The organism is Nostoc sphaeroides (assembly GCF_003443655.1).
GTDB classification, from domain to species: Bacteria; Cyanobacteriota; Cyanobacteriia; order Cyanobacteriales; family Nostocaceae; genus Nostoc; species Nostoc sphaeroides.
Genome location: NZ_CP031941.1, coordinates 1,515,888 through 1,535,017 on the forward strand (window position 1 = coordinate 1,515,888; position 19,130 = coordinate 1,535,017).

A 19,130-nucleotide genomic window follows, 5' to 3' on the forward strand; every position below is an offset into this window, starting at 1 on the left:
ATAGGGAAGGGGCTGGGGGTTAGGTCTGTATTGGACTCAACCCAGAATCGCTGTATCGAATTACCTCTATCTAAACTAGCCATCCTCAACTACTGGCGCTACTACCTAGAGTTGTGAGTTACTTTCATACTTGGGAGGGATGTTGAGGGATTTAAAAACTTAAGCATTAGTGCAAAGCGATCGCTATACTCAATTGTGGTGTTATAGCTACTGAGCCTTTTTAACTCTTTTTGGTGTGAGGAAAAAAATATACTCATTACATAAAATATGTGCTAAATATATTTCATAATTCTCAGCGTGAGCCGAAGTTTGATATTTTACCTGACCCGAACAAACTCTTCTAGGGAAAAATTTTTCTTCCCTCTAAGGTTAGATTTTGTGTATAGCAAAATGTTATAAATCTTTATGTAATGTGTGGACAAAAAGACAAACAAAATTTATGAAGACAAATTACAGCAAATTGCTGATCACATTGGCAGGCATAGCAGGATTTAGCAGTTTGAGCCTGGTTATTACTTTACCATCTGAAGCTAAAGAGGCACTAAATCCTAACCCCAGTATTTTTAACGAAGCCCCCTATAACAAGGGTCAACGTCTTCAAGTAAACGCTCAATACACACCTGTTGAAGCTGCTTCCGAAATAGAAAAGGGCAATACCAAACGCAAGCAAGTAGCACAGAAAGGTAGTGTAACAAATCCCAGACCAAGTATTTTCAACGAGCCGCCCTATAACCGTGGTGGTAGCGTTACACCTAGTGAACCAACACCCACTACCCCAGGAACTCAACCCACTGAGACACTTCCTACAACTCCATCAGCACCAGGAACAACAGGTACTCAAGGTCAAAACTTATTAGGGTTGGCAGAGTCAAACGCTTCCTTTACAACCTTAACTAGGGCTTTGAAAGCCGCAGGATTAACCGGAGCTTTACAAGGCAAAGACAACTTAACCATTTTTGCACCTACTGATGCAGCTTTTGCTAAGTTACCACAAGATGCTTTGCAAGAATTGTTAAATCCAGCCAACAAAGAAGTATTGCTCAAGATTCTAACTTACCATGTAGTACCTGGTAAGGTATTGTCCACTGATTTGAAGTCTGGCGAAGTTAAAAGCCTTGAAGGTGGCGCAATCAACGTTAAAGTTGATCCTGCGACCGGTGTAACTGTCAATGATGCTAAAGTGACACAGGCAGATATCACAGGCTCTAACGGTGTTATCCACGCAATTGATCAGGTGATTTTGCCTCCTGACTTGTAGTTTTTAGGTACAAGTACAACCTGTAGCAGATTAGTGGTCTGTCCCATTAATTTTGAGGGATAAAAGAACGAACCGCAAAGGACGCAAAGAGCGCAAAGGAAGAAAAGTTAAGAATGAGTTCACCCATTATATTTAATGGGATAGACGATTAGTAGTCTGTCAAGTTAGTAATGAAAAGTTTGTAGTAAGGACTTTAGTGCTTAAAAAACAAGGACTAAAGTCCTTACTACGAACTTGTTTACCCCTCAATTCAAAGCTGATAAACTACGCACCTTTAGGTCGCAAACTGTCAAAGGCTAGACATTACATCCCGTGCAACTGCTAAAGTCTGCTCAATATCTTCTTCAGTGTGAGCAAAAGACGTAAACCCAGCTTCAAATTGAGAGGGTGCTAAGTAAACACCACGCTCTAACATCCCCCGATGGAAGCGTCCGAATTTGGCTGTATCAGACTTTTTGGCATCTTCATAGTTATGAACTGGGCCAGAGGTAAAGAATAAGCCAAACATGGCGCTGATTTGACCACCGCATACCCCATGACCAGTTTCTTTAGCAATTTGCAGCAAACCATCTGCTAGCTTTTTAGTAATCCGGTCAAGATACTCGTAAGTACCTGGCTTTTGCAGCAATTCTAAAGTCTTAATACCAGCAGTCATCGCCAAAGGATTACCAGAAAGAGTCCCAGCTTGATATACGGGGCCGGCAGGGGCAACCATTGACATAATATCTCGGCGACCGCCATAAGCTCCTACTGGCAAACCACCACCAATAACTTTACCCAAGGTTGTTAAATCGGGTGTCACGCCAAATTTTTCCTGAGCGCCACCGTAAGCAATACGGAAGCCTGTCATCACTTCGTCAAATACCAATAATGCTCCATGTTCGTGAGTCAGTTCTCGTAATCCTTCTAAAAAGCCAGCATCAGGTGCAATAAATCCAGCATTGCCGACAACTGGCTCAAGAATGACACCAGCAATCTCGTCGCGGTTTTCTTCAAACAAGGCTTTGACGGATTCTAAGTCATTAAAAGGCGCGGTTAAAGTAGTGCTAGTTGCCGCTTTCGGAACTCCTGGTGAGTCTGGCAAGCCAAGTGTGGCAACTCCAGAACCCGCCTTCACTAGAAACGTATCGGCGTGTCCGTGGTAGCAGCCTTCAAACTTGATGATTTTATCTCGTTTTGTGAAAGCCCGCATCAGTCGCAAAACTCCCATGCAAGCTTCAGTTCCAGAGTTGACAAATCTAACCATTTCGATGCTAGGAACGGCATCGATGACCATTTCTGCCAAAACATTTTCTAGAACTGAAGGAGCGCCGAAACTAGTACCTTTTTCTAAAGCTTCATGCAAAGCTGCAATTACTTCTGGATGAGCATGACCGCAAATAGCTGGGCCCCAAGTGCCTACATAGTCTATATATTGGTTGCCATCTACATCCCAAATATATGCGCCTTTAACACGATCAAAAACGATGGGTTGTCCGCCCACAGATTTAAAGGCACGAACTGGAGAACTGACTCCTCCAGGCATGAGGTTTTGAGCAGCCGCGAAAACTTCTTGTGATTTTGTTGTTTTAATTGTGGTATTTACCAAGGTTCTCTCCTAACAGTGGGCAATAAAAAGCTCTATCTTAGGATAGTTTCAAAAACTACTTAGAATTTCTATCCTATATAACAATACCGTTCAGTTAAGCCCAAAAATCTTGGTAAAGACGCGAAATTTCGCGTCTCTACAGGTTTCAAATCAGTACCAAAAATCCTTAACTGAAGTGTATTGTCCTATATAAATAGCTGAAACAAAAAATAATAATATGTTATACAACTCCAATAAAGACTTACCTCTAGATATTCAAACTCGATTATCTGAAGCATACCAGGATCTTTACCGAGCAGCTTTTAATTCGGCGATCCATTGGTATGGTGAAGCCTCAAAAGCTCACAAAGTGGCACTGAGTGCTGTAAAGATGCAGTCTGCTATGGAACGGAATGTTCTTGTTTAGAGCTAGATAAAATAGTTCAATTCAAAAAAACATGCCAGTTGCCCTATTGAGAATGGTATCGTGAATCCATGATTTATTCTCATTAGAGCAAACTAGCTGGTATGTCTTCTAACGATTCGCACTCACTGCATAACGCCATCCCTGTTGAGGAAATTCGCTACGATGAACGGGGTCTAGTGCCTGCAATTGTCCAAGATTATTTGGATGGTACTGTCCTGATGATGGCGTGGATGAATCAGGAGTCGTTACAAAAAACTTTAGAAACTGAAGAAACTTGGTTTTGGAGTCGTTCCCGGCAAGAATTGTGGCACAAGGGTGCGACTTCTGGACATATTCAAAAAGTGCAAAGTATCCGTTATGACTGTGATAGTGATGCGCTGCTCGTAGGTGTAGAGCAATTAGGAGATATTGCCTGCCACACTGGAGAACGCAGTTGCTTTCATCAAATAGAAGGGAAAATTGCCCCACCACCAGGGGATACATTGTCACAATTGTTTCAAATAATATGCGATCGCCGCGATAATCCGACAGAAAGTTCTTATACCTGTAAATTATTCGCAGGTGGCGATAACAAAATTTTGAAAAAGATCGGTGAGGAAACTGCTGAGGTAGTAATGGCCTTTAAGGATGATGAAGCAGATGCGATCGCAGGTGAAGTGGCTGATTTGCTATATCATACTTTGGTTGCCTTAGCTCACCATCAAGTTGATTTAAAATCTGTATATCGTAAGTTGCAAGAACGTCGTCAATAGAGGGAAAAATAAGCGCACATCTGTGCGCCCCTACTCAGCCAAAATTCGATTCAGGTATTGTAAAATTGCTACAGCGATCGCTACACTCAAGATGAAGCATAACCAGTAACTATTGGTAATAATTTGTGGTTGATCTAATGCCCATCCACCCAAGGGATGACCAATAAATGAGCCAACAGCCCAGCACAAAGCGTTGATGGAAAAATAAACGCCGCGTTGATTTTCCGGGGCTAACTCCGTCACTAAAGAAGCAGCAGATGGGGTATAGGAGACAATCGCCACAGCAAATACTCCTAATGCCAATATTGCCCAAACCAGATGATGAGATGGGGCAGTGCCGCTTATCCAAATCAGGCCAAAACCAATTGCCCAGAAAATAGCGGAAACAGTAAGCGCGAGTGTGTGAGAGCAACGTTTTAAGATGCTAGTGACAGGCAACTGACAGATGATGGCGAACACCAGATGCCAAGCAAATAGAACGCTAATCGTAGTTTGAGCAAATCCTTCTGTAGTACTTTTTATAACAAAGTTTTTGAAGAAAAGCGGCAGGGTGCTGTGGATTTGAGAAATATAAATTGTAAAGAATATATTAACTGCTATGTAGACCAGGAAACGGCGATCGCTTAATACTGCTATCCAAGAAGCAAAAAGTTCTGTCTTTTCAGATTCCTCTATCTGCTGCTGTTCAGTTTCACTAATTCCTACATAGACAACCCCAAAAAACACTAAAAAAGAGATGGCATCAATTACAAATAGCCATCGATAACTCCCAATGATCGAGATCAAAAACCCAGCCAGCATAATTCCGATCGCTAACCCAAGATTATCAGCTAGGCGAGCGATCGCAAAAGTTTCGCGGCGATTGTCAATCTGGCTGGCGTCAGCAACAACAACTTCAGCCGCCGGCCAATAGAAACCTATCCCCAAACCGCTAATCAAGCTACCGATTACCAAAATCGTAAAATCACTGGTTGTAGCTAAAACCAGAGAACCAATTGCTAAAATCGCCGTGGCTAGCAACAAAGTGCGGCGGCGTCCCCAGCGTTCAGAATCAGCCAAAGAACCACCTACAATCCGCCCTACAACGCCGGAAATCGAAGCGCTACCCAAGGCTACCCCAACACTGGTTGCAGATAAACCAACTTGATTGACAAAAAAGATGGGGGCGTAAAACAGCGTACAGCCAGTACCAACTTCCGACAGAAATCTACCAATTGCAAAAATCCATACCTGGCGATGTATCGAGGGCAGCCACGATGATAACTGCGATTGCGAAGCTAATTTCATGATTTTAAATGTCATGGTTCCGTGACATTTTTGTAATTCTTATCATTGGCTGCTATTTTCCTCACTCATTCCACAGGGTTTCCACAGGGATTTTAACAGTTTTCCACAGGTTATCTACGAGCTAATGGGCTTCTTACTCTCTTGTTGGGGATTGTTGATAAACAGTGGGAAGGAACTTAAAGGACTGAGTTTTTATAAAGTTATGTAACGAAAAAGAGCTTTAAATGCTGATTATTCCGTTCGCATTTATTTTTTATACACTCGTTTTTAACATTTCGCAGCATTGACAAACCCACCCCCTCTTGGCGCACAATGATTCGGCTTGCTTTTGTAATCCGTTCAACCGTTGGCATCAAATGTGTAAAATATATTACCACCAGATGTAAGCGTAGATTGGCGGGCTGGCGAAAGAGCGTGTGAGGCAGCCTTAACTAAGCCGTTTCACCGCAAGCAACTTGTCCCTCTTGATTATCCTCATAGGAGGAAAATCTCATGAAAGCAACGGTTAGCATCTTTACAGAAATTCCCGAAACACTCCACGAATCCTTAAAAAACTACTTAGAAGCCCATCCTGATTGGGATGAAAACAGAGTATTGACGGCGGCGCTATCATTGTTTTTACTCCAAAATGGAGATAGCGATCGCCGCGCTGCCCGAGTCTATCTGGAAACTTTGTTCCACCACTCTTCAGTAGAAATGCCCTGTACCGACTCACCAGCAACAGCTAATTTACTAGATACCCCATAGGTATTGGTATGAAGCCCTAATACGGGCACGGCAAACCGTGCCCCATCAATGGGATTTTGATTTAAAGCGATCGCTCATATCGGGGTAATATTACAATAAAGTAGATTCTGATCCTTAAAGAGGTTCCAATAGTTTCTCCTGTTGCTAAAACTACTAGTACCGCAAGGCGGAATTCAAAATTCACGCATTCAAAATTCACGCATTCAAAATTAAGACAGAGTAAGCGTTCCGTTGATTTTGAATGGTCTGTTTATTTACGCCGCGCTGTACTAGTTGGTAATAGCGCAAAATTTAGAATTGAGCGAAGACTTGAATATATTAGCTGACCGTTATTACTTGTTGTATAAAGGTTTTATTTTCAAAAACTCACGAAAACCAAAATCCACTCATGAACAGAATTACTCAACCCAATAAATTAAGCTTGCCACGCTAGTAGCTTGGGTTAAGCAAAGCGCAACCCAACAAAGCCACGGAAATATTGGGTTTCGTTCCTCAACCCAACCTACACAGTTTAAGATTTTTGGCGATAACCCAAGCGTATTGCCTTAAGTAGTCGGACAAAAATATTTACAGTCATTGCGAGCGTTCGCGTTAGCGTCTCGAAGAGAAGCGAAGCAATCCCAGCCCTTGCGATTGCTTCATTCCGCTTCGCTCCATTCGCAATGACATTGTGTAATTAATTCTGTCTGACTACTTATGTCTCAATACGGTTCAGTTAAGCTCTTCTTTCCTCTCTCTGCGTCCTTGGCGTTCTTGGCGGTTCGTTAAAAAAATTGACTTTGACAAAGAGTTTTAGCCCTAACTGAACCGTATTGACTTATGTCTACCGAAACAGTCAGATGCAAAGAAATATTTTCCAGTGGACTCTCTCCCGTGTCCACTGTCTTAAACGCATAAACAAATACCTCAAATAACTACCTGGTGTGTATTTGAGCAATATTTACCTATTTTGACTGCCTAAATTTGTCTTTTACTAAAGCCAAAGAAATTTATTTACTAATCCCTCCCCCAAGAGTTAACAGTCAAGAGTTAAAAAACTCTAGACTGTTAACTCAGGACTTAGCTTCCAAGTGCTGGGGGTGAGCAGGAGATTCAAACTTATACCCTACGCCACGTACAGTTTGAATTAATGCTGGCTGACTAGCATCAATTTCAATCTTCTTGCGAATTTGCCCGATATGGACATCTACAACCCGTTGATCGCCGACATATTCATAGTCCCATACCTCTTGGATTAGCTCCGCACGCCGCCAAACTCGACCTGGATGACTGGCTAAAAAATGCAACAAATCAAATTCCAGAGCGGTTAAAGGTACTGCTTGATTATTAAGCGCTACCTCCCGTCGCACTGGGTCAATCATAAGTTTTTCAAATACCAAGCGTTTCTGCTCGGCAGTAGTTATCACTCGTTGACGCCTCAAAATCGCTCCGACTCTGACTTCTAACTCTCCTAGCCCAAAAGGCTTGGTGAGATAATCGTCAGCACCTTTAGCAAAGCCGCGAATTTTGTCAGCTTCGTCAGCACGGCTAGTCAACATCAAAACAAACACACCATTACGACTTTGCATCTCTTGGCAGAGGTTAAACCCTGTGACATCTGGTAGATTCACATCTAGAATCACCAAATCAGGGTTAAATTGCTCAAATAGATTTAAGGCTGTTTTTCCATCTTCGGCAGCCTCCACCTGATAGTTCTGCTTAATCAGAAAGCGTTGGATTAAATTCCGAACCGCAGGATCGTCGTCAACTACAAGAATCTTGGCAGGAGCCATGACCATTTCTTTGCACAAAAATTCGTAAGATTAACAAAAGGTTTGCGTAAAAACGCAGTTGCCACTTTGGGACTAACTAAGAATCTACATGGCTACGGTATAAGATTCCTGATTATTCAAAAGTAAATACTCTAATCAGGATTGTGGGTGACGAGAACGCTAAATTTCTGTTAGGCACAGTATATAAGCGCTCTCATAGCCGCAACAGTTCTTAACACCAAGACACGTTCTTGATCCCAGTTAGGTGGTAACTTAAAACGTCTCAATTCTAAATCGATATGCGGATATATACCACAAGCGATTATTCAGTATAATTAAAAAAATTCTATTAGGGCACAGTAAGTTGCCAAATTTGAAACAGTAAAGTTGATATTTTCATAAAAACTATGTGTTTTAGGTACTCTCCGTTCAAATTCTAGATTAGAGCCAGAACTAGACAACGACATGAGGGTATACACGGAGTTATAGCAATATGTTAAAGTTGCTATAGTTAAAATTACAAAGTCGATTAAACTAACCCGTGCTACTATCCTGTTAGGGCATAAAATAGGTCTAAACTTTAGTTTCGATTAAAACTAAACCTAAAGCTGTTTTTTATTCGACAAAAGACTGCCGCTGACTGAGGCTGAAGTAACAAACTCCCATGAGCGATCAAAATCCCTACGAAAAACTTGGGGTATCAGAAGAGGCTAGCTTCGATGAAATTCAGGATGCTCGTAATCGCCTATTCGAGCAACATAGTAGCGATGCCAAGCATTTACAAGTAATTGAAGCTGCTTACGATGCGATTTTAATGGATCGCTTACGGATGCGCCAAGAAGGTAAAATTAAAGTCCCTGAGCGTATTCGGTTTCCAGAGTTGCGAGTGCAATCGCCTCCTAAAGAAAGTCCAACCCCTCGTGAGCAGTCACCTGCATGGCTGCAACGGATGCTGGATCAACCAACGCCTGCTGATATATTCTTGCCGGGAGCTTGGTTTCTCGGTTTGAGTTCTATCAGTGTGTTTTACCCGGAGGGAGGCGATCAGGTTTTGCAGTTGGCATTGGTGGTTGGGGTAGGCGCTAGTATTTACTTTCTCAATCGCAAGGAAAGTAAATTTGGCCGAGCAGTTTTGTTCACCCTAGTCAGTTTAATAATTGGCTTAATCGCTGGGGGACTAGTTGCTAGCTGGCTTTCACCACAAATATCATTCCTGAATTTGTCATCGAATCAGTTTTCTACTGTACTAACGTTTATATTGTTGTGGTTGGTTAGTAGCTTTCTACGGTAAATCAATATCCGTAAGGAAGTTTCCATAAAGAAGACATGGTTTATGTGTGTTCTTCTCAAAATTTCAGAGTCAGGAGTCAAAATACTTATTTTGACTCCTATTTTAATTCAATCTGTTGCAGCGAGAAAGCCTTTTTAGACAAGCTGTTTAGGTTTTAAGACTAAATCTACAGCAGCACTGAAATCCTTAACGATTAAGTCGGGGTGGTAAAGTTCCAATTGGGTGCGATCGCGGATGCCACATTCCACAGCCATCACCTTAACCCCATAATTTTTAGCTGCGGTGATGTCGGCTTCTGTATCTCCCACCATCCAGCTATCAGCCGCCGGGGGCAGTTCTTTTAATGCCCTAGCCATTAATAAAGGTTTATCTTCAATATCACGAGTTTTAACATAGTCGTTACTCAAGCAATAACAACGATTTTCTGGGAAAAATCTTCCTAAATCGTGTTTTTTGAAGGCATAATCTAGTTCCCGAACTCGGCGCATGGTCATAACTGCTAAATCAATTCCAGCTTGTTGAATTTTTAACAGTGCATCCACAGCACCGGGTGCGAGAGTATCATAGTTGAAATAAGGTTCTGTATGTACAGTTTGCCGCCGCAGTTGGGCAAATTCTTGGGCTTGGGCTTCATCTAACCCAGAATTGAAGGCGATTTGTTTTTCGGGAACACGCGATCGCTTTAACTGCCAAAATTCCGCTTTTGGAAGTTCTTGCACTACTTGATCTGGGCGACGGGTTTTCTCTAAACAGAATTGATAAACACGGTAGTACCGTTCGGAAACATCAATAATTGGTCCGTCGAAGTCAGTAATCAGTCTTAGCATCGGCGGTAAAAGTTAATTTTTATTACAATTATCTCAGATGTATGGCTATTTTTTCAGGGTATCAAGTCTAGCTTATTTTTATATGGGTGCAGGCATCGAAAATTAGAAGTTAAGAATCTTGGTGCGTTACGCCAAAGGCTAACACACCCAAGCAAAACTACTCTTTATAGATAGTGGCATTCATTCTCATCTAGCCCGCCTCAGAATGAATTCTGAGTCTAATAGCGAAAGTCGTCTAAAGACGACTGATAAAATGTCATGTCTCAGATAGGTATTCGTATTGTACCAGAGACTCTGGCTCCCTTACATCCCCACGCCACTTGCGGGACGGGGTTTTACGCTCGATCAATAAAAGGCATCATTGCAGCGTACCGCGTTTGATTTGTTCGCTTTCAATAGCTTCAAATAAGGCGCGAAAGTTACCTTCGCCAAAACCTTGAGCTTGGAAACGGCGTTCTATAAACTCAAAGAAAAATGTCGGCTGTTCAAATATTGGCTGGGTAAAAATTTGTAGTAATAAAGGCGCGGTATTTCGTCCCACTAAAGGAGTATATTCTTGCCAATCCACCAAAATTTCCTGTTGAGCGATCGCTTCCAGTTCTAAAAGTGATAGTGTAAGTCCTGGACGCTGTTTTAATTGCGTGTAATAGGTTTGGGGAACTGAGAGTAAGGATAAACCACTGGCACGAAATTTAGCGATCGCACTCACAAGATTAGTCGTCCGCAAGGCAATATGTTGAATTCCCGGCCCCCGATTAACATCTAAAAATTCCTGAATTTGGGAATTTTTGGAAGCTGGTTCATTAATTGGCAATTGGACGCTACCGTTGCGCGAAACCATCACTTGACTGTGTAAAGCAGAGCGATTAGTTTTAATTTTAAAAGCCTGCTGGGGTTGAAAATCTAGGATTTTTTCGTACCAAGCCACAGCACGATCCAATTCACCAACTGCCACGTTTAGCACTATGTGATCTATGGCGGTAAAAGTGTTGTCCGTTGTTATTTGTCCATTGTCATTTGTGTTAGTTACAAATGACGACGGACAAATGACCAATGACTTTTCGATCAACGTATGAGTCAGTCCACCCCAGGCGGCAATTTTGCCACACTTGAGGAATTCTGTACCCACCTGGCGTTCCTGGGTGGGTTGTAAGATTGTAGCACCATGTTTTTGAGCTAGTGCGATCGCGCTTTCTACATCTTCGACAGCAAAAGCAACATCTGCCACACCAGGGGGATATTGACGCAGAAATTCAGCTACTGGACTTGTGGGTAACAGTGGTGAAGATAGAAAAAAGCAGACAGAACCACTTTTTACTACTTCTGTACAAGTGTGAAATGAAATACTGCGATCGGCTACTGCTTGAAAACCAAGATGGTGGACAAACCAATCCCGCCATACTTTGGCGTCGTCTACATAGAAATGAACGTGATCAATTTTCATAGATACTGAAAATTTAGCATAACAGCTTATATATCTGTAAATACTGCCATTTTTGCTACATTTTCACGTCCTTCCTAAGCAAGAATTATCTAGGCCTACTGCCACTTTAAAAGAACAAATGACTATCAGGTTGAATATTAATTTCCATTGGTACAGCTTGCGGTTCGGCAGAAAGGGCAAAGAAAATCGCATTGGCAGCAGTTTCAGGACTAAGCATTTTTTTCCGGTCTACTTTTAGACTGACGTTATCCCAGAAAGGAGAATCTACCCCACCAAAGTAGAATAGCGTGAACTTGATACCAAAACGCTTGAGTTCTTCTGCCATGCATTTGCTGAAGCCGACAACACCAAACTTAGAAGCAGAATAAGCCGCTGCCATTCCCATCGAATGCTTACCCAGAATTCCTACCACGTTACAGATGTGACCAGACTTGCGCTTTTGCATCTCTTCAGCAGCCGCTTGAGTGGTGTAAAAGCTGCCTTTTAAGTTGACATCTAACATCTTGTCTAAATCAGCAGGTTCCAGGCTGTTGTAAGGCTTGAGTATACCAGCACCGGCGGCATTCACTAAAATATCGATTTGACCAAACTCAGCGATCGTCTTTTCTATCAAAATATTTACTTGTTGGGGGTCAGTAATATCGGTGGGAACGGTCAAAACTTGCCCTGGTAAATCATTTGCCAGTGTTGTTAAACGAACCACATCTCTCGCAGCCAGTACCAACCGAACTCCAGTAGGAGCAAGTTTGTGTGTTAACGCTGAACCAATACCACCAGTAGCACCGACAACAACAACGACTTTATCCTGCATTATAATATTTACATTTCTTTACATCTTTTTACATAATACTGAATTATAGACTCAAGTTGTACGTAGACATCCAGAAAGTATTTACTTACATAGCGGTATTACCTCATATTCCTTGCCACTCGCCTTTAATGTAAATGTAGGAGATGATTTTAAATATTTGGTAAAATTGGAACCTAACTTTAATTTTTTAAGAATTGAATTAGGAGATTCTCCGGTGATTTTCTGTAGCTCTGAACCTAGCTTGGACACCGATAATTTAGTATCAGGAGATTTAATTTGTATATCTTGAATAATTTTTAATAGTAATTTATCTAATGTTTCTCCATTAGGAATTTCAGCAGAAACTTCTTTTTCTTCTTTTTGAATAGATTGTGCAGATGAGTTATCTATAACAGGGATTAGTTCCTCAATTTCTGGTTGCTTTGAATGATGTTTAATATTGATATCACATCTTTCTTGAAATAAAGTTGCAACAGCTACTAAACTGTTTAATCGAACATTGATTGATTCCTGTTCAGTTTTGATTAAATCTTGAATTTTCTCAACCACTTGTTCCAAAGATGGAACTTCTGTTGCCATTGGTAAGAAATAATGAGTTAATTTGCCAGTATTACGGTTTTCTATTTGCAAATTTTGTCCTTGTCTACGTACCCAGTGAACGATTAACCCCTGATTTTGGAGTTCGTTACACAGGTGGATCAAAATTCCATCGCCAGAACAGACCAAAATTTCTTTAACTGTTGGATAAGAGCGTAAGACACAAGCACCAAGTGCGATCATTTTTGCATCAGCACTGTCTTTACCTCCAGGCACATGGACAAGTTGATAGCCACGATTATATAGTTCAACATCTTGCTTGCCAGTACTTGGATTTCTCCAGTTAGCAAATGCAATTTTAACTTGGAGAGGATATTTACAGACACTGGCTAAAAAAAATTCAGAATTAACATCTAATTTTAAGTTTTCTGCATCTAAAAGCAGAAGTGAGATTCCTGTTTCTAATTGATGTTTAATTTCAGTTTTTTGTTGAAATTTTTGGATAAATTGGCTGAAGGCAGCAGATTCTAGCCAATCAGGTGATAATATAGTTTGCAGCAGTTCTTCAGCTAATGTAAGAGAGCCAAGACTCTTCTGTGTGATTTTTTCTTCTGGCAAGTCTTTTACTAAAGCAACTTCTCTAGTTGCGTCCGTAGATACTTTAGTATGTCCATTGCTGTTAGCAAGCAACTCACCTTCCAGAGAACGAGGGAATGGAGGCTCAAGAAATTGTTTACCACAATTTTTGCAGAGGTAATTCTGCTTGTCATTCCGACGACCATTTTTCCGATATAAAGTAGATTCGCACCGAGGACATTTCATTTTGTGATTCAGGTGGTCTAGAGGAGATACTTGCCTCTAAATATACAGTATAAAAACTGTTGTCAACATCACTTCAGATTGCCCAACACAATAAAAACTTAAAACAAGCGGAAATTAAGTTTAACCCCTAATTTACGCTTGCAATATGTGGTAGTTCTCTAAATAGCCAGAATTTTACAAAAACTTCAACTAACGCGGGCGAAAACATAGTCACGGGTGCGATAATCCACGGGGTTAGTAAAGATTTTATTTGTAGTACCAAATTCAACCATTTGAGTAATGCGATTTTCATTACTGCAAAAGAAAGCTGTAAAATCAGATAGGCGAGTAACTTGCTGCATATTGTGAGTAACCATCACAATTGTCACCTCAGAGCGCAAGTTATGAATCAGATGCTCAACTTTCATACTACCGACAGGATCAAGACCTGAACAAGGTTCATCCATTAAGAGAACATTCGGTTTGACTGCTAAAGCACGCGCAATACATAGTCTTTGTTGTTGGCCGCCAGAAAGCTCTAAAGCAGATTTGTGCAGCTTATTTTTTACTTCATCCCAAAGTTCGGCAGCTTTGATGGCAGATTCAACGATTCCATCTAATTCTACTTTCGGATGCCATCCAACTAATTTCACCCCATAAGCGACATTATCGTAAACGCTCATGGGAAAAAGATTTGGTTTGGGAAAAACCATACTAACTTGGCGACGTAAGCGATTGATGTTGACACGACGCTCATAAATACTCTGTCCAAAAAATTCTATTTTTCCTTCAACTTTCACATCTCCTTCTAATTCACTCATGCGATTTAATGATTTAAGAAAAGTAGACTTGCCACAACCACTAGAACCAATAATTGCCGTGACTTGGTTTTGGTAAATATCCATTGACACGCCTTCAACTATCTTTTGACCGTCGTAAGAGAAGCTGAAGTTTTTGACTCTGATGGCTGGAATTAGTTTACTCATATCCCCAAAACGTCTGAAATAAAAGTTGACGAAGTAAAGTAGTACAAATCAGCAGCGCTGTTTCACTATGTTACTCCCAAAAGGAGATATTCATTGAAATTACGTAGTTATACAGTAGTCATCCAGCAGATAAACTGTTAGTAAATATTTATATTTAAGACTATGCTCCAAAAATAATCTTTTACAGACTTTTTATACTACCTTTGGTACATTGATTTATGTGCCATCTTTTCCAATTAAAAAGGATTGGGGCTGGTTCGACTTAAAATAGCTATGTATAAATGAAAGAAATATTAATATCATATACACCTCATGGTAGTGAGGAGCTAGTTTATCTAATACAGCAGATTGCGCTCTAATCGAATACACATAGAGACGCACTCGCGTTCACTACAAACATGCAAATTATTTACGCCGCTCTACTTACGCTGGGGCTTGCCTTAACCGAAACGTCCTGAAATGTAGTCGCGGGTACGGGGGTCTAGTGGGTTGTTAAAGATTTGCTCTGTAGCGCCAAATTCAACCATTTGACCAATCCGACTTTCATCGGTGCTAAAGAAAGCCGTAAAATCAGAGACGCGAGTGGCTTGCTGCATGTTATGGGTAACGATCGCAATTGTCAATTCAGACTGCAAACTATGGAGTAGTTCTTCAACTTTCATGGTAGCGATGGGGTCAAGAGCCGAGCAAGGCTCATCCATCAGCAGAACTTTTGGCTTGACTGCTAAAGCACGGGCAATACATAATCTTTGTTGTTGACCACCAGAAAGCCCTAATGCTGATTTATCCAACTTATCTTTCACTTCATCCCAAAGAGCAGCGCTGTGAAGTGCAGATTCGACAATTTCATCTAATTCTACTTTTGAATACCTGCCTGCTATCCTCATACCGTAGGCAACATTTTCGTAAATGCTTATCGGGAAAGGATTGGGTTTTTGGAACACCATACCAATTTGGCGGCGTAACCGATTGATGTTGACACGGGGAGCATAAATATTTTGACCAAAAAATTCTACATCTCCTTCAACTTTCACAGGCCCTTCTAATTCGCTAATGCGATTCAGAATTTTGATGAAGGTAGATTTACCACAACCACTAGGGCCAATAATTGCGGTTACTTTCTTTTGATAAATATCTATTGACACTTTTTCGATCGCTTTTGTTGTGCCATAGTAAAAGCTAATATTTTTAACTTTGATAGCTGGAATTAAGTTACTCATGCTAATTGGTAATTCGTAATGACGCTCGAAGACTCGCTAACGCTACGCTAATGTAATTCGTAATTAAGACACATAAAACAAGGCTTGAACCTGGCGGGTTACCATTTTAATATCATACTTTGCCAAGATGCAAAATAATCCAAAAGATTATTTATTTTACTTTAGTCTTCTCTGTCTAATAACTAAGCGAGAGATAATACTGACACACAAAATTAAGCCAAGTAGAACTATAGAAGTAGTCCAGACTAATTGGCTTTTTTGCGGGTCGGGGTCGTTGTAGAGGTTAAAAATTAATACTGGTAAAGAAGCTGTTGGACTTAATAATCCTTCTGACCAATCTAGACTAAATAAAGCGGTAAAAATTAAGGGTGCTGTTTCACCAGCAGCACGAGCTACAGCTAATAAAATGCCTGTAGTAATTCCAGGAATTGCAGCAGTGACAACAATGCGAAGGGTAGTTTGGAAGCGAGTTCCGCCTAAAGCAGCAGAGGCTAGACGTTGAGATGTGGGAATCAGTTTTAAGGATTCTTCTGTTGTCAGTATAATTACAGGTAGCATAATCACGGCTAAAGCAAAACCGCCTGCGATCGCACTAAATCCTTTAGTTACCAAAACTATTACACCGTAAGCAAATACGCCTACAACTATTGAAGGCACGCCTGTTAGAATACTGCTGATAAAACGAACAATACTAGCAATTGAGTTGGTTTGACCAAATTCTGCTAAGAAAATTCCTGTCATTACCCCTGTGGGAATGCTTAAAATAGCACCAATTACCACCATGATTATGGTTCCTAAGATGGCATTACCAAAGCCATTATCAATAACTGCTTTGATAAACATTTCTGATTTCAGCCCAGATATTCCCCGAACGAAGATTTCCCACAAAATTGATAATAAAGGAATTAGTGCTAGACCTGTAAAACCAAAGGCGATCGCATTCATTGTATATGTAAATATTACTCGCTCTGTTGCCAGAGGACTGCATAATTCTCTCGCCAGAGATTCATCAGTTTCTGACTGGATATAACCACTCATGTTTTTTATGAATTTTGATTGATAAACGTCTTATTACATCAAGGTATTTGTATTCAAATATGCCTATTTATTTTTCCTGCCAACCCATTTAACCAAGAGGACAGCGCCAATATTTACAGCTAGAGTTAACCCAAACAAAATCAACGCCAAATAACTTAAAGCGCCTATATGCAAACCCGGTTCAGCTTCGGCAAATTCATTAGCTAATACAGAGGGAATTGTATAACCTGGATTGAGTAAAGAAGCACTGATTTGAGCAGAGTTACCAATTACCATAGTGACAGCCATTGTTTCACCCAAAGCACGTCCCAAGGCGAGCATTGCTGCACTCACTATTCCAGAAAATCCAGCTGGTAGCAAAACCCGAAAAATTGTTTCCCAACGAGTACCACCCAAAGCCATAGATGCGCTACGTAATTCTTTAGGGATAGCCATTAAAACATCACGAGTAATTGCTGCCATTGTGGGCAAAATCATGATGGCTAGAATAATTCCAGCAGTCAAAATATTAGTCCCAGAAGGGTCTTCTGTATTAAATAGTGGTATCCATTTAAAAGTGCTAGCTAGCCATTTTTGTAGAGGTTCTAGAACTGGAATAAAAACAAAAATTGCCCACAAACCAATAATGACACTAGGAATAGCTGCAATTAATTCAACAACAAATGCTAGGGTAGTTCGGAGCGATGGAGGTAAGAAATTTTCACTCGTAACTAGGGCTACTGCTATGCCAATTGGGACAGCGAATAAAATAGCGATCGCACTACTTACCAAAGTTCCATAAATATAGGGTAATGCACCAAAAAGCTGATTACCTGTATCCCAATCTTGGCTCCACAAAAACCCCAATCCAAACTGCTTAATGGCTGGTAGAGCTTCGTGTGAAATTACCCAACTCATCAAAAATAGCACTGCAACTGTAATCGCGGCAAAAAAGTATACTAGCCGTGTAAAACCTTGGTCAAACCATAAATTTGTGCCGCCAATAGCTGTTAGATTAAAATCTTCATCACCTTGATTTAAATCATCTGATGAATTTCTGTCGGCTGGTTCCGATGAATTTGCCATTATAAATCAATTAAAGAGATTTTTTATTACTAGTAAAGTGATATCAGTTAACTGTTCACTGATAACTGTTGATTGTTCACTGTTTTAAGAGACTCTTAGCCCCCTTTTTAAGGGGGTTGGGGGATCTCTTATGCATAAGTCCTAAAAGATTACAAATTAAGGCTTGACAGAGCTATTTACTGTCTGAAGTACCCGATTTGCCACATCAGATGGAATTCTGGTGTAGTTAAGGTCATCGTTATACTGTTGACCGTCTTTCAATACCCAATTAATCCATTTTTTTATAGCATCAGCTTTAGAAGCATTAGCATACTGTTTGTAAACCATCATCCAAGTAAGACCGACGATCGGATAACCTTGTCCTGGATCTCCTATAAAAACGCGGTAGTTGTTTGGGAAAGTTACAGTTGCTAAAGCTGCATTTGCAGATTGTAAAGAAGGAGCAACAAATTCTCCTCTCTTATTTTGTACCAGTGCTGATTTCAGGTTATTTTGGACAGCGTAGCTATATTCTACATAACCAATAGAACCGGGAGTGCGAGATACCAAAGCAGCTACGCCTGGGTTGCCTTTGCCTTTGAGGACGTTTGGCAGATTCCATTTTGGAGCAGTGTTAGCTCCAACTCTGCCTTTAAAATAACCGCTAATGGCACTTAAGTGATTGGTGAAAATAAAAGTTGTACCGCTACTATCAGCGCGAACAGCAAATTTAATTGTTTGATTTGGTAAATTGACACCTGGATTATCAGCTTTAATTTTTGCGTCATCCCATTTGGTAATTTGACCTGAGAAAATTGCTGGTAGTGTAGCGCGGGACAATTTAAGATCATTAACGCCCGGAAGATTGTAAACAACAGAAACAGCACCGCCTGCTGTGGGTACTAAGATTACACCGTTCTTGACTTTAGCGATTTCATCATCTTTCATTGCAGCATCACTACCACCAAAGTCAACGGTTCCAGCAGTGACTTGACGAATACCGCCGCCGCTACCTATTGCTTGGTAGTTAATTTTCAAGTCTGGATACTTCTTTTTCACTTCACGAGCATAGCGTTCGTAAAGCGGAGCCGGAAAAGTTGCTCCTGCACCATTGAGAGTTTGAGCTTGTGCGATCGCACCAAAAAATGGACTAAGTGCAACAGAAGTTGTCACCACTGAAGTAGCGACGACACGATTCAAGATGGTGGTCGAAAAAATCATATAACCTCTGACATAAAGGAATACTTTCCTGCTGTAATTCCAGCCTTAATCAAGTTACATTTATTTTGGTTAAAGTTAATTTAACATTGAATGAAATAAAAGTTAACATAGGTTTAAGTTT

The 19,130-nt window shown here is 40.7% G+C and carries 16 protein-coding genes and 1 pseudogene; 5 read left to right on the forward strand and 12 right to left on the reverse strand.

Annotated elements, in window-relative coordinates; genetic code table 11:
- Window positions 1–439: 439 nt before the first annotated feature.
- Window positions 440–1,258 carry a fasciclin domain-containing protein gene (locus D1367_RS07035; protein ID WP_118165117.1) on the forward strand — a complete coding sequence of 273 codons (819 nt, stop codon included), beginning with the start codon at window positions 440–442 and terminating at the stop codon, window positions 1,256–1,258.
- A 289-nt stretch (window positions 1,259–1,547) separates the two neighbouring features.
- Here the strand turns inward: D1367_RS07035 and hemL are convergent, their stop codons facing one another.
- Window positions 1,548–2,846 (reverse strand): glutamate-1-semialdehyde 2,1-aminomutase, encoded by a 1,299-nt coding sequence (gene hemL, locus D1367_RS07040; RefSeq protein ID WP_118165119.1) that lies wholly within the window; start codon window positions 2,844–2,846, stop codon window positions 1,548–1,550.
- 217 nt (window positions 2,847–3,063) lie between these two features.
- Here hemL and D1367_RS07045 point away from each other — a divergent pair, with 217 nt between their 5' ends.
- The gene (locus D1367_RS07045; protein WP_100899632.1) at window positions 3,064–3,252 is read left to right on the forward strand and encodes a ChaB family protein; all 189 of its coding nucleotides are present in this window, start codon (window positions 3,064–3,066) and stop codon (window positions 3,250–3,252) included.
- A 101-nt stretch (window positions 3,253–3,353) separates the two neighbouring features.
- The gene (gene hisIE, locus D1367_RS07050) at window positions 3,354–4,004 is read left to right on the forward strand and encodes a bifunctional phosphoribosyl-AMP cyclohydrolase/phosphoribosyl-ATP diphosphatase HisIE (protein ID WP_118165121.1); all 651 of its coding nucleotides are present in this window, start codon (window positions 3,354–3,356) and stop codon (window positions 4,002–4,004) included.
- 30 nt (window positions 4,005–4,034) lie between these two features.
- On the opposite strand, the gene D1367_RS07055 is transcribed toward hisIE, so the two are convergent.
- Window positions 4,035–5,291: an MDR family MFS transporter gene (locus D1367_RS07055; RefSeq protein WP_228674607.1), complete on the reverse strand. Its 1,257-nt coding sequence runs from the start codon at window positions 5,289–5,291 to the stop codon at window positions 4,035–4,037.
- Window positions 5,292–5,783: 492 nt separating this feature from the next.
- On the opposite strand from D1367_RS07055, the pseudogene D1367_RS07060 reads away from it, so the two are divergent.
- Window positions 5,784–5,975 (forward strand): annotated as a pseudogene (locus D1367_RS07060) (DUF2811 domain-containing protein); the annotation flags it as partial.
- Window positions 5,976–7,090: 1,115 nt separating this feature from the next.
- Here D1367_RS07060 and D1367_RS07065 read toward each other — a convergent pair.
- The gene (locus D1367_RS07065; RefSeq protein ID WP_094348795.1) at window positions 7,091–7,810 is read right to left on the reverse strand and encodes a response regulator transcription factor; all 720 of its coding nucleotides are present in this window, start codon (window positions 7,808–7,810) and stop codon (window positions 7,091–7,093) included.
- Window positions 7,811–8,453: 643 nt separating this feature from the next.
- Between D1367_RS07065 and D1367_RS07070 the strand changes: the two genes are divergently transcribed.
- On the forward strand, window positions 8,454–9,080 hold the full coding sequence (locus D1367_RS07070; RefSeq protein WP_118165127.1) for a CPP1-like family protein: 627 nt from the start codon (window positions 8,454–8,456) through the stop codon (window positions 9,078–9,080).
- Window positions 9,081–9,214: 134 nt separating this feature from the next.
- On the opposite strand, the gene D1367_RS07075 is transcribed toward D1367_RS07070, so the two are convergent.
- From D1367_RS07075 to pstS, 9 genes are all read right to left on the reverse strand, one after another.
- A complete protein-coding gene (locus D1367_RS07075; protein WP_118165129.1) occupies window positions 9,215–9,907 on the reverse strand; it encodes an HAD family hydrolase in 693 nt (230 codons plus the stop codon).
- Between the two features lie 358 nt (window positions 9,908–10,265).
- A complete protein-coding gene (gene hppD / locus D1367_RS07080; protein ID WP_118165131.1) occupies window positions 10,266–11,351 on the reverse strand; it encodes a 4-hydroxyphenylpyruvate dioxygenase in 1,086 nt (361 codons plus the stop codon).
- Between the two features lie 106 nt (window positions 11,352–11,457).
- Entirely contained in the window at window positions 11,458–12,162 is a 705-nt protein-coding gene (locus D1367_RS07085) for an SDR family oxidoreductase (RefSeq protein WP_118165134.1), read from the reverse strand.
- An 81-nt stretch (window positions 12,163–12,243) separates the two neighbouring features.
- The gene (locus D1367_RS07090) at window positions 12,244–13,521 is read right to left on the reverse strand and encodes an IS1/IS1595 family N-terminal zinc-binding domain-containing protein (protein WP_118165136.1); all 1,278 of its coding nucleotides are present in this window, start codon (window positions 13,519–13,521) and stop codon (window positions 12,244–12,246) included.
- Between the two features lie 185 nt (window positions 13,522–13,706).
- On the reverse strand, window positions 13,707–14,486 hold the full coding sequence (locus D1367_RS07095; protein WP_118165138.1) for a phosphate ABC transporter ATP-binding protein: 780 nt from the start codon (window positions 14,484–14,486) through the stop codon (window positions 13,707–13,709).
- A gap of 440 nt (window positions 14,487–14,926) precedes the next feature.
- Window positions 14,927–15,706 (reverse strand): phosphate ABC transporter ATP-binding protein PstB, encoded by a 780-nt coding sequence (pstB, locus tag D1367_RS07100; protein ID WP_118165140.1) that lies wholly within the window; start codon window positions 15,704–15,706, stop codon window positions 14,927–14,929.
- Between the two features lie 156 nt (window positions 15,707–15,862).
- Window positions 15,863–16,744 (reverse strand): phosphate ABC transporter permease PstA, encoded by an 882-nt coding sequence (pstA, locus tag D1367_RS07105; protein ID WP_118165143.1) that lies wholly within the window; start codon window positions 16,742–16,744, stop codon window positions 15,863–15,865.
- A 63-nt stretch (window positions 16,745–16,807) separates the two neighbouring features.
- Complete coding sequence (gene pstC / locus D1367_RS07110; protein ID WP_118165145.1) at window positions 16,808–17,809, reverse strand: phosphate ABC transporter permease subunit PstC; 1,002 nt, start codon at window positions 17,807–17,809, stop codon at window positions 16,808–16,810.
- Between the two features lie 156 nt (window positions 17,810–17,965).
- Window positions 17,966–19,009: a phosphate ABC transporter substrate-binding protein PstS gene (pstS, locus tag D1367_RS07115; protein ID WP_118165148.1), complete on the reverse strand. Its 1,044-nt coding sequence runs from the start codon at window positions 19,007–19,009 to the stop codon at window positions 17,966–17,968.
- Window positions 19,010–19,130 lie beyond the last annotated feature (121 nt).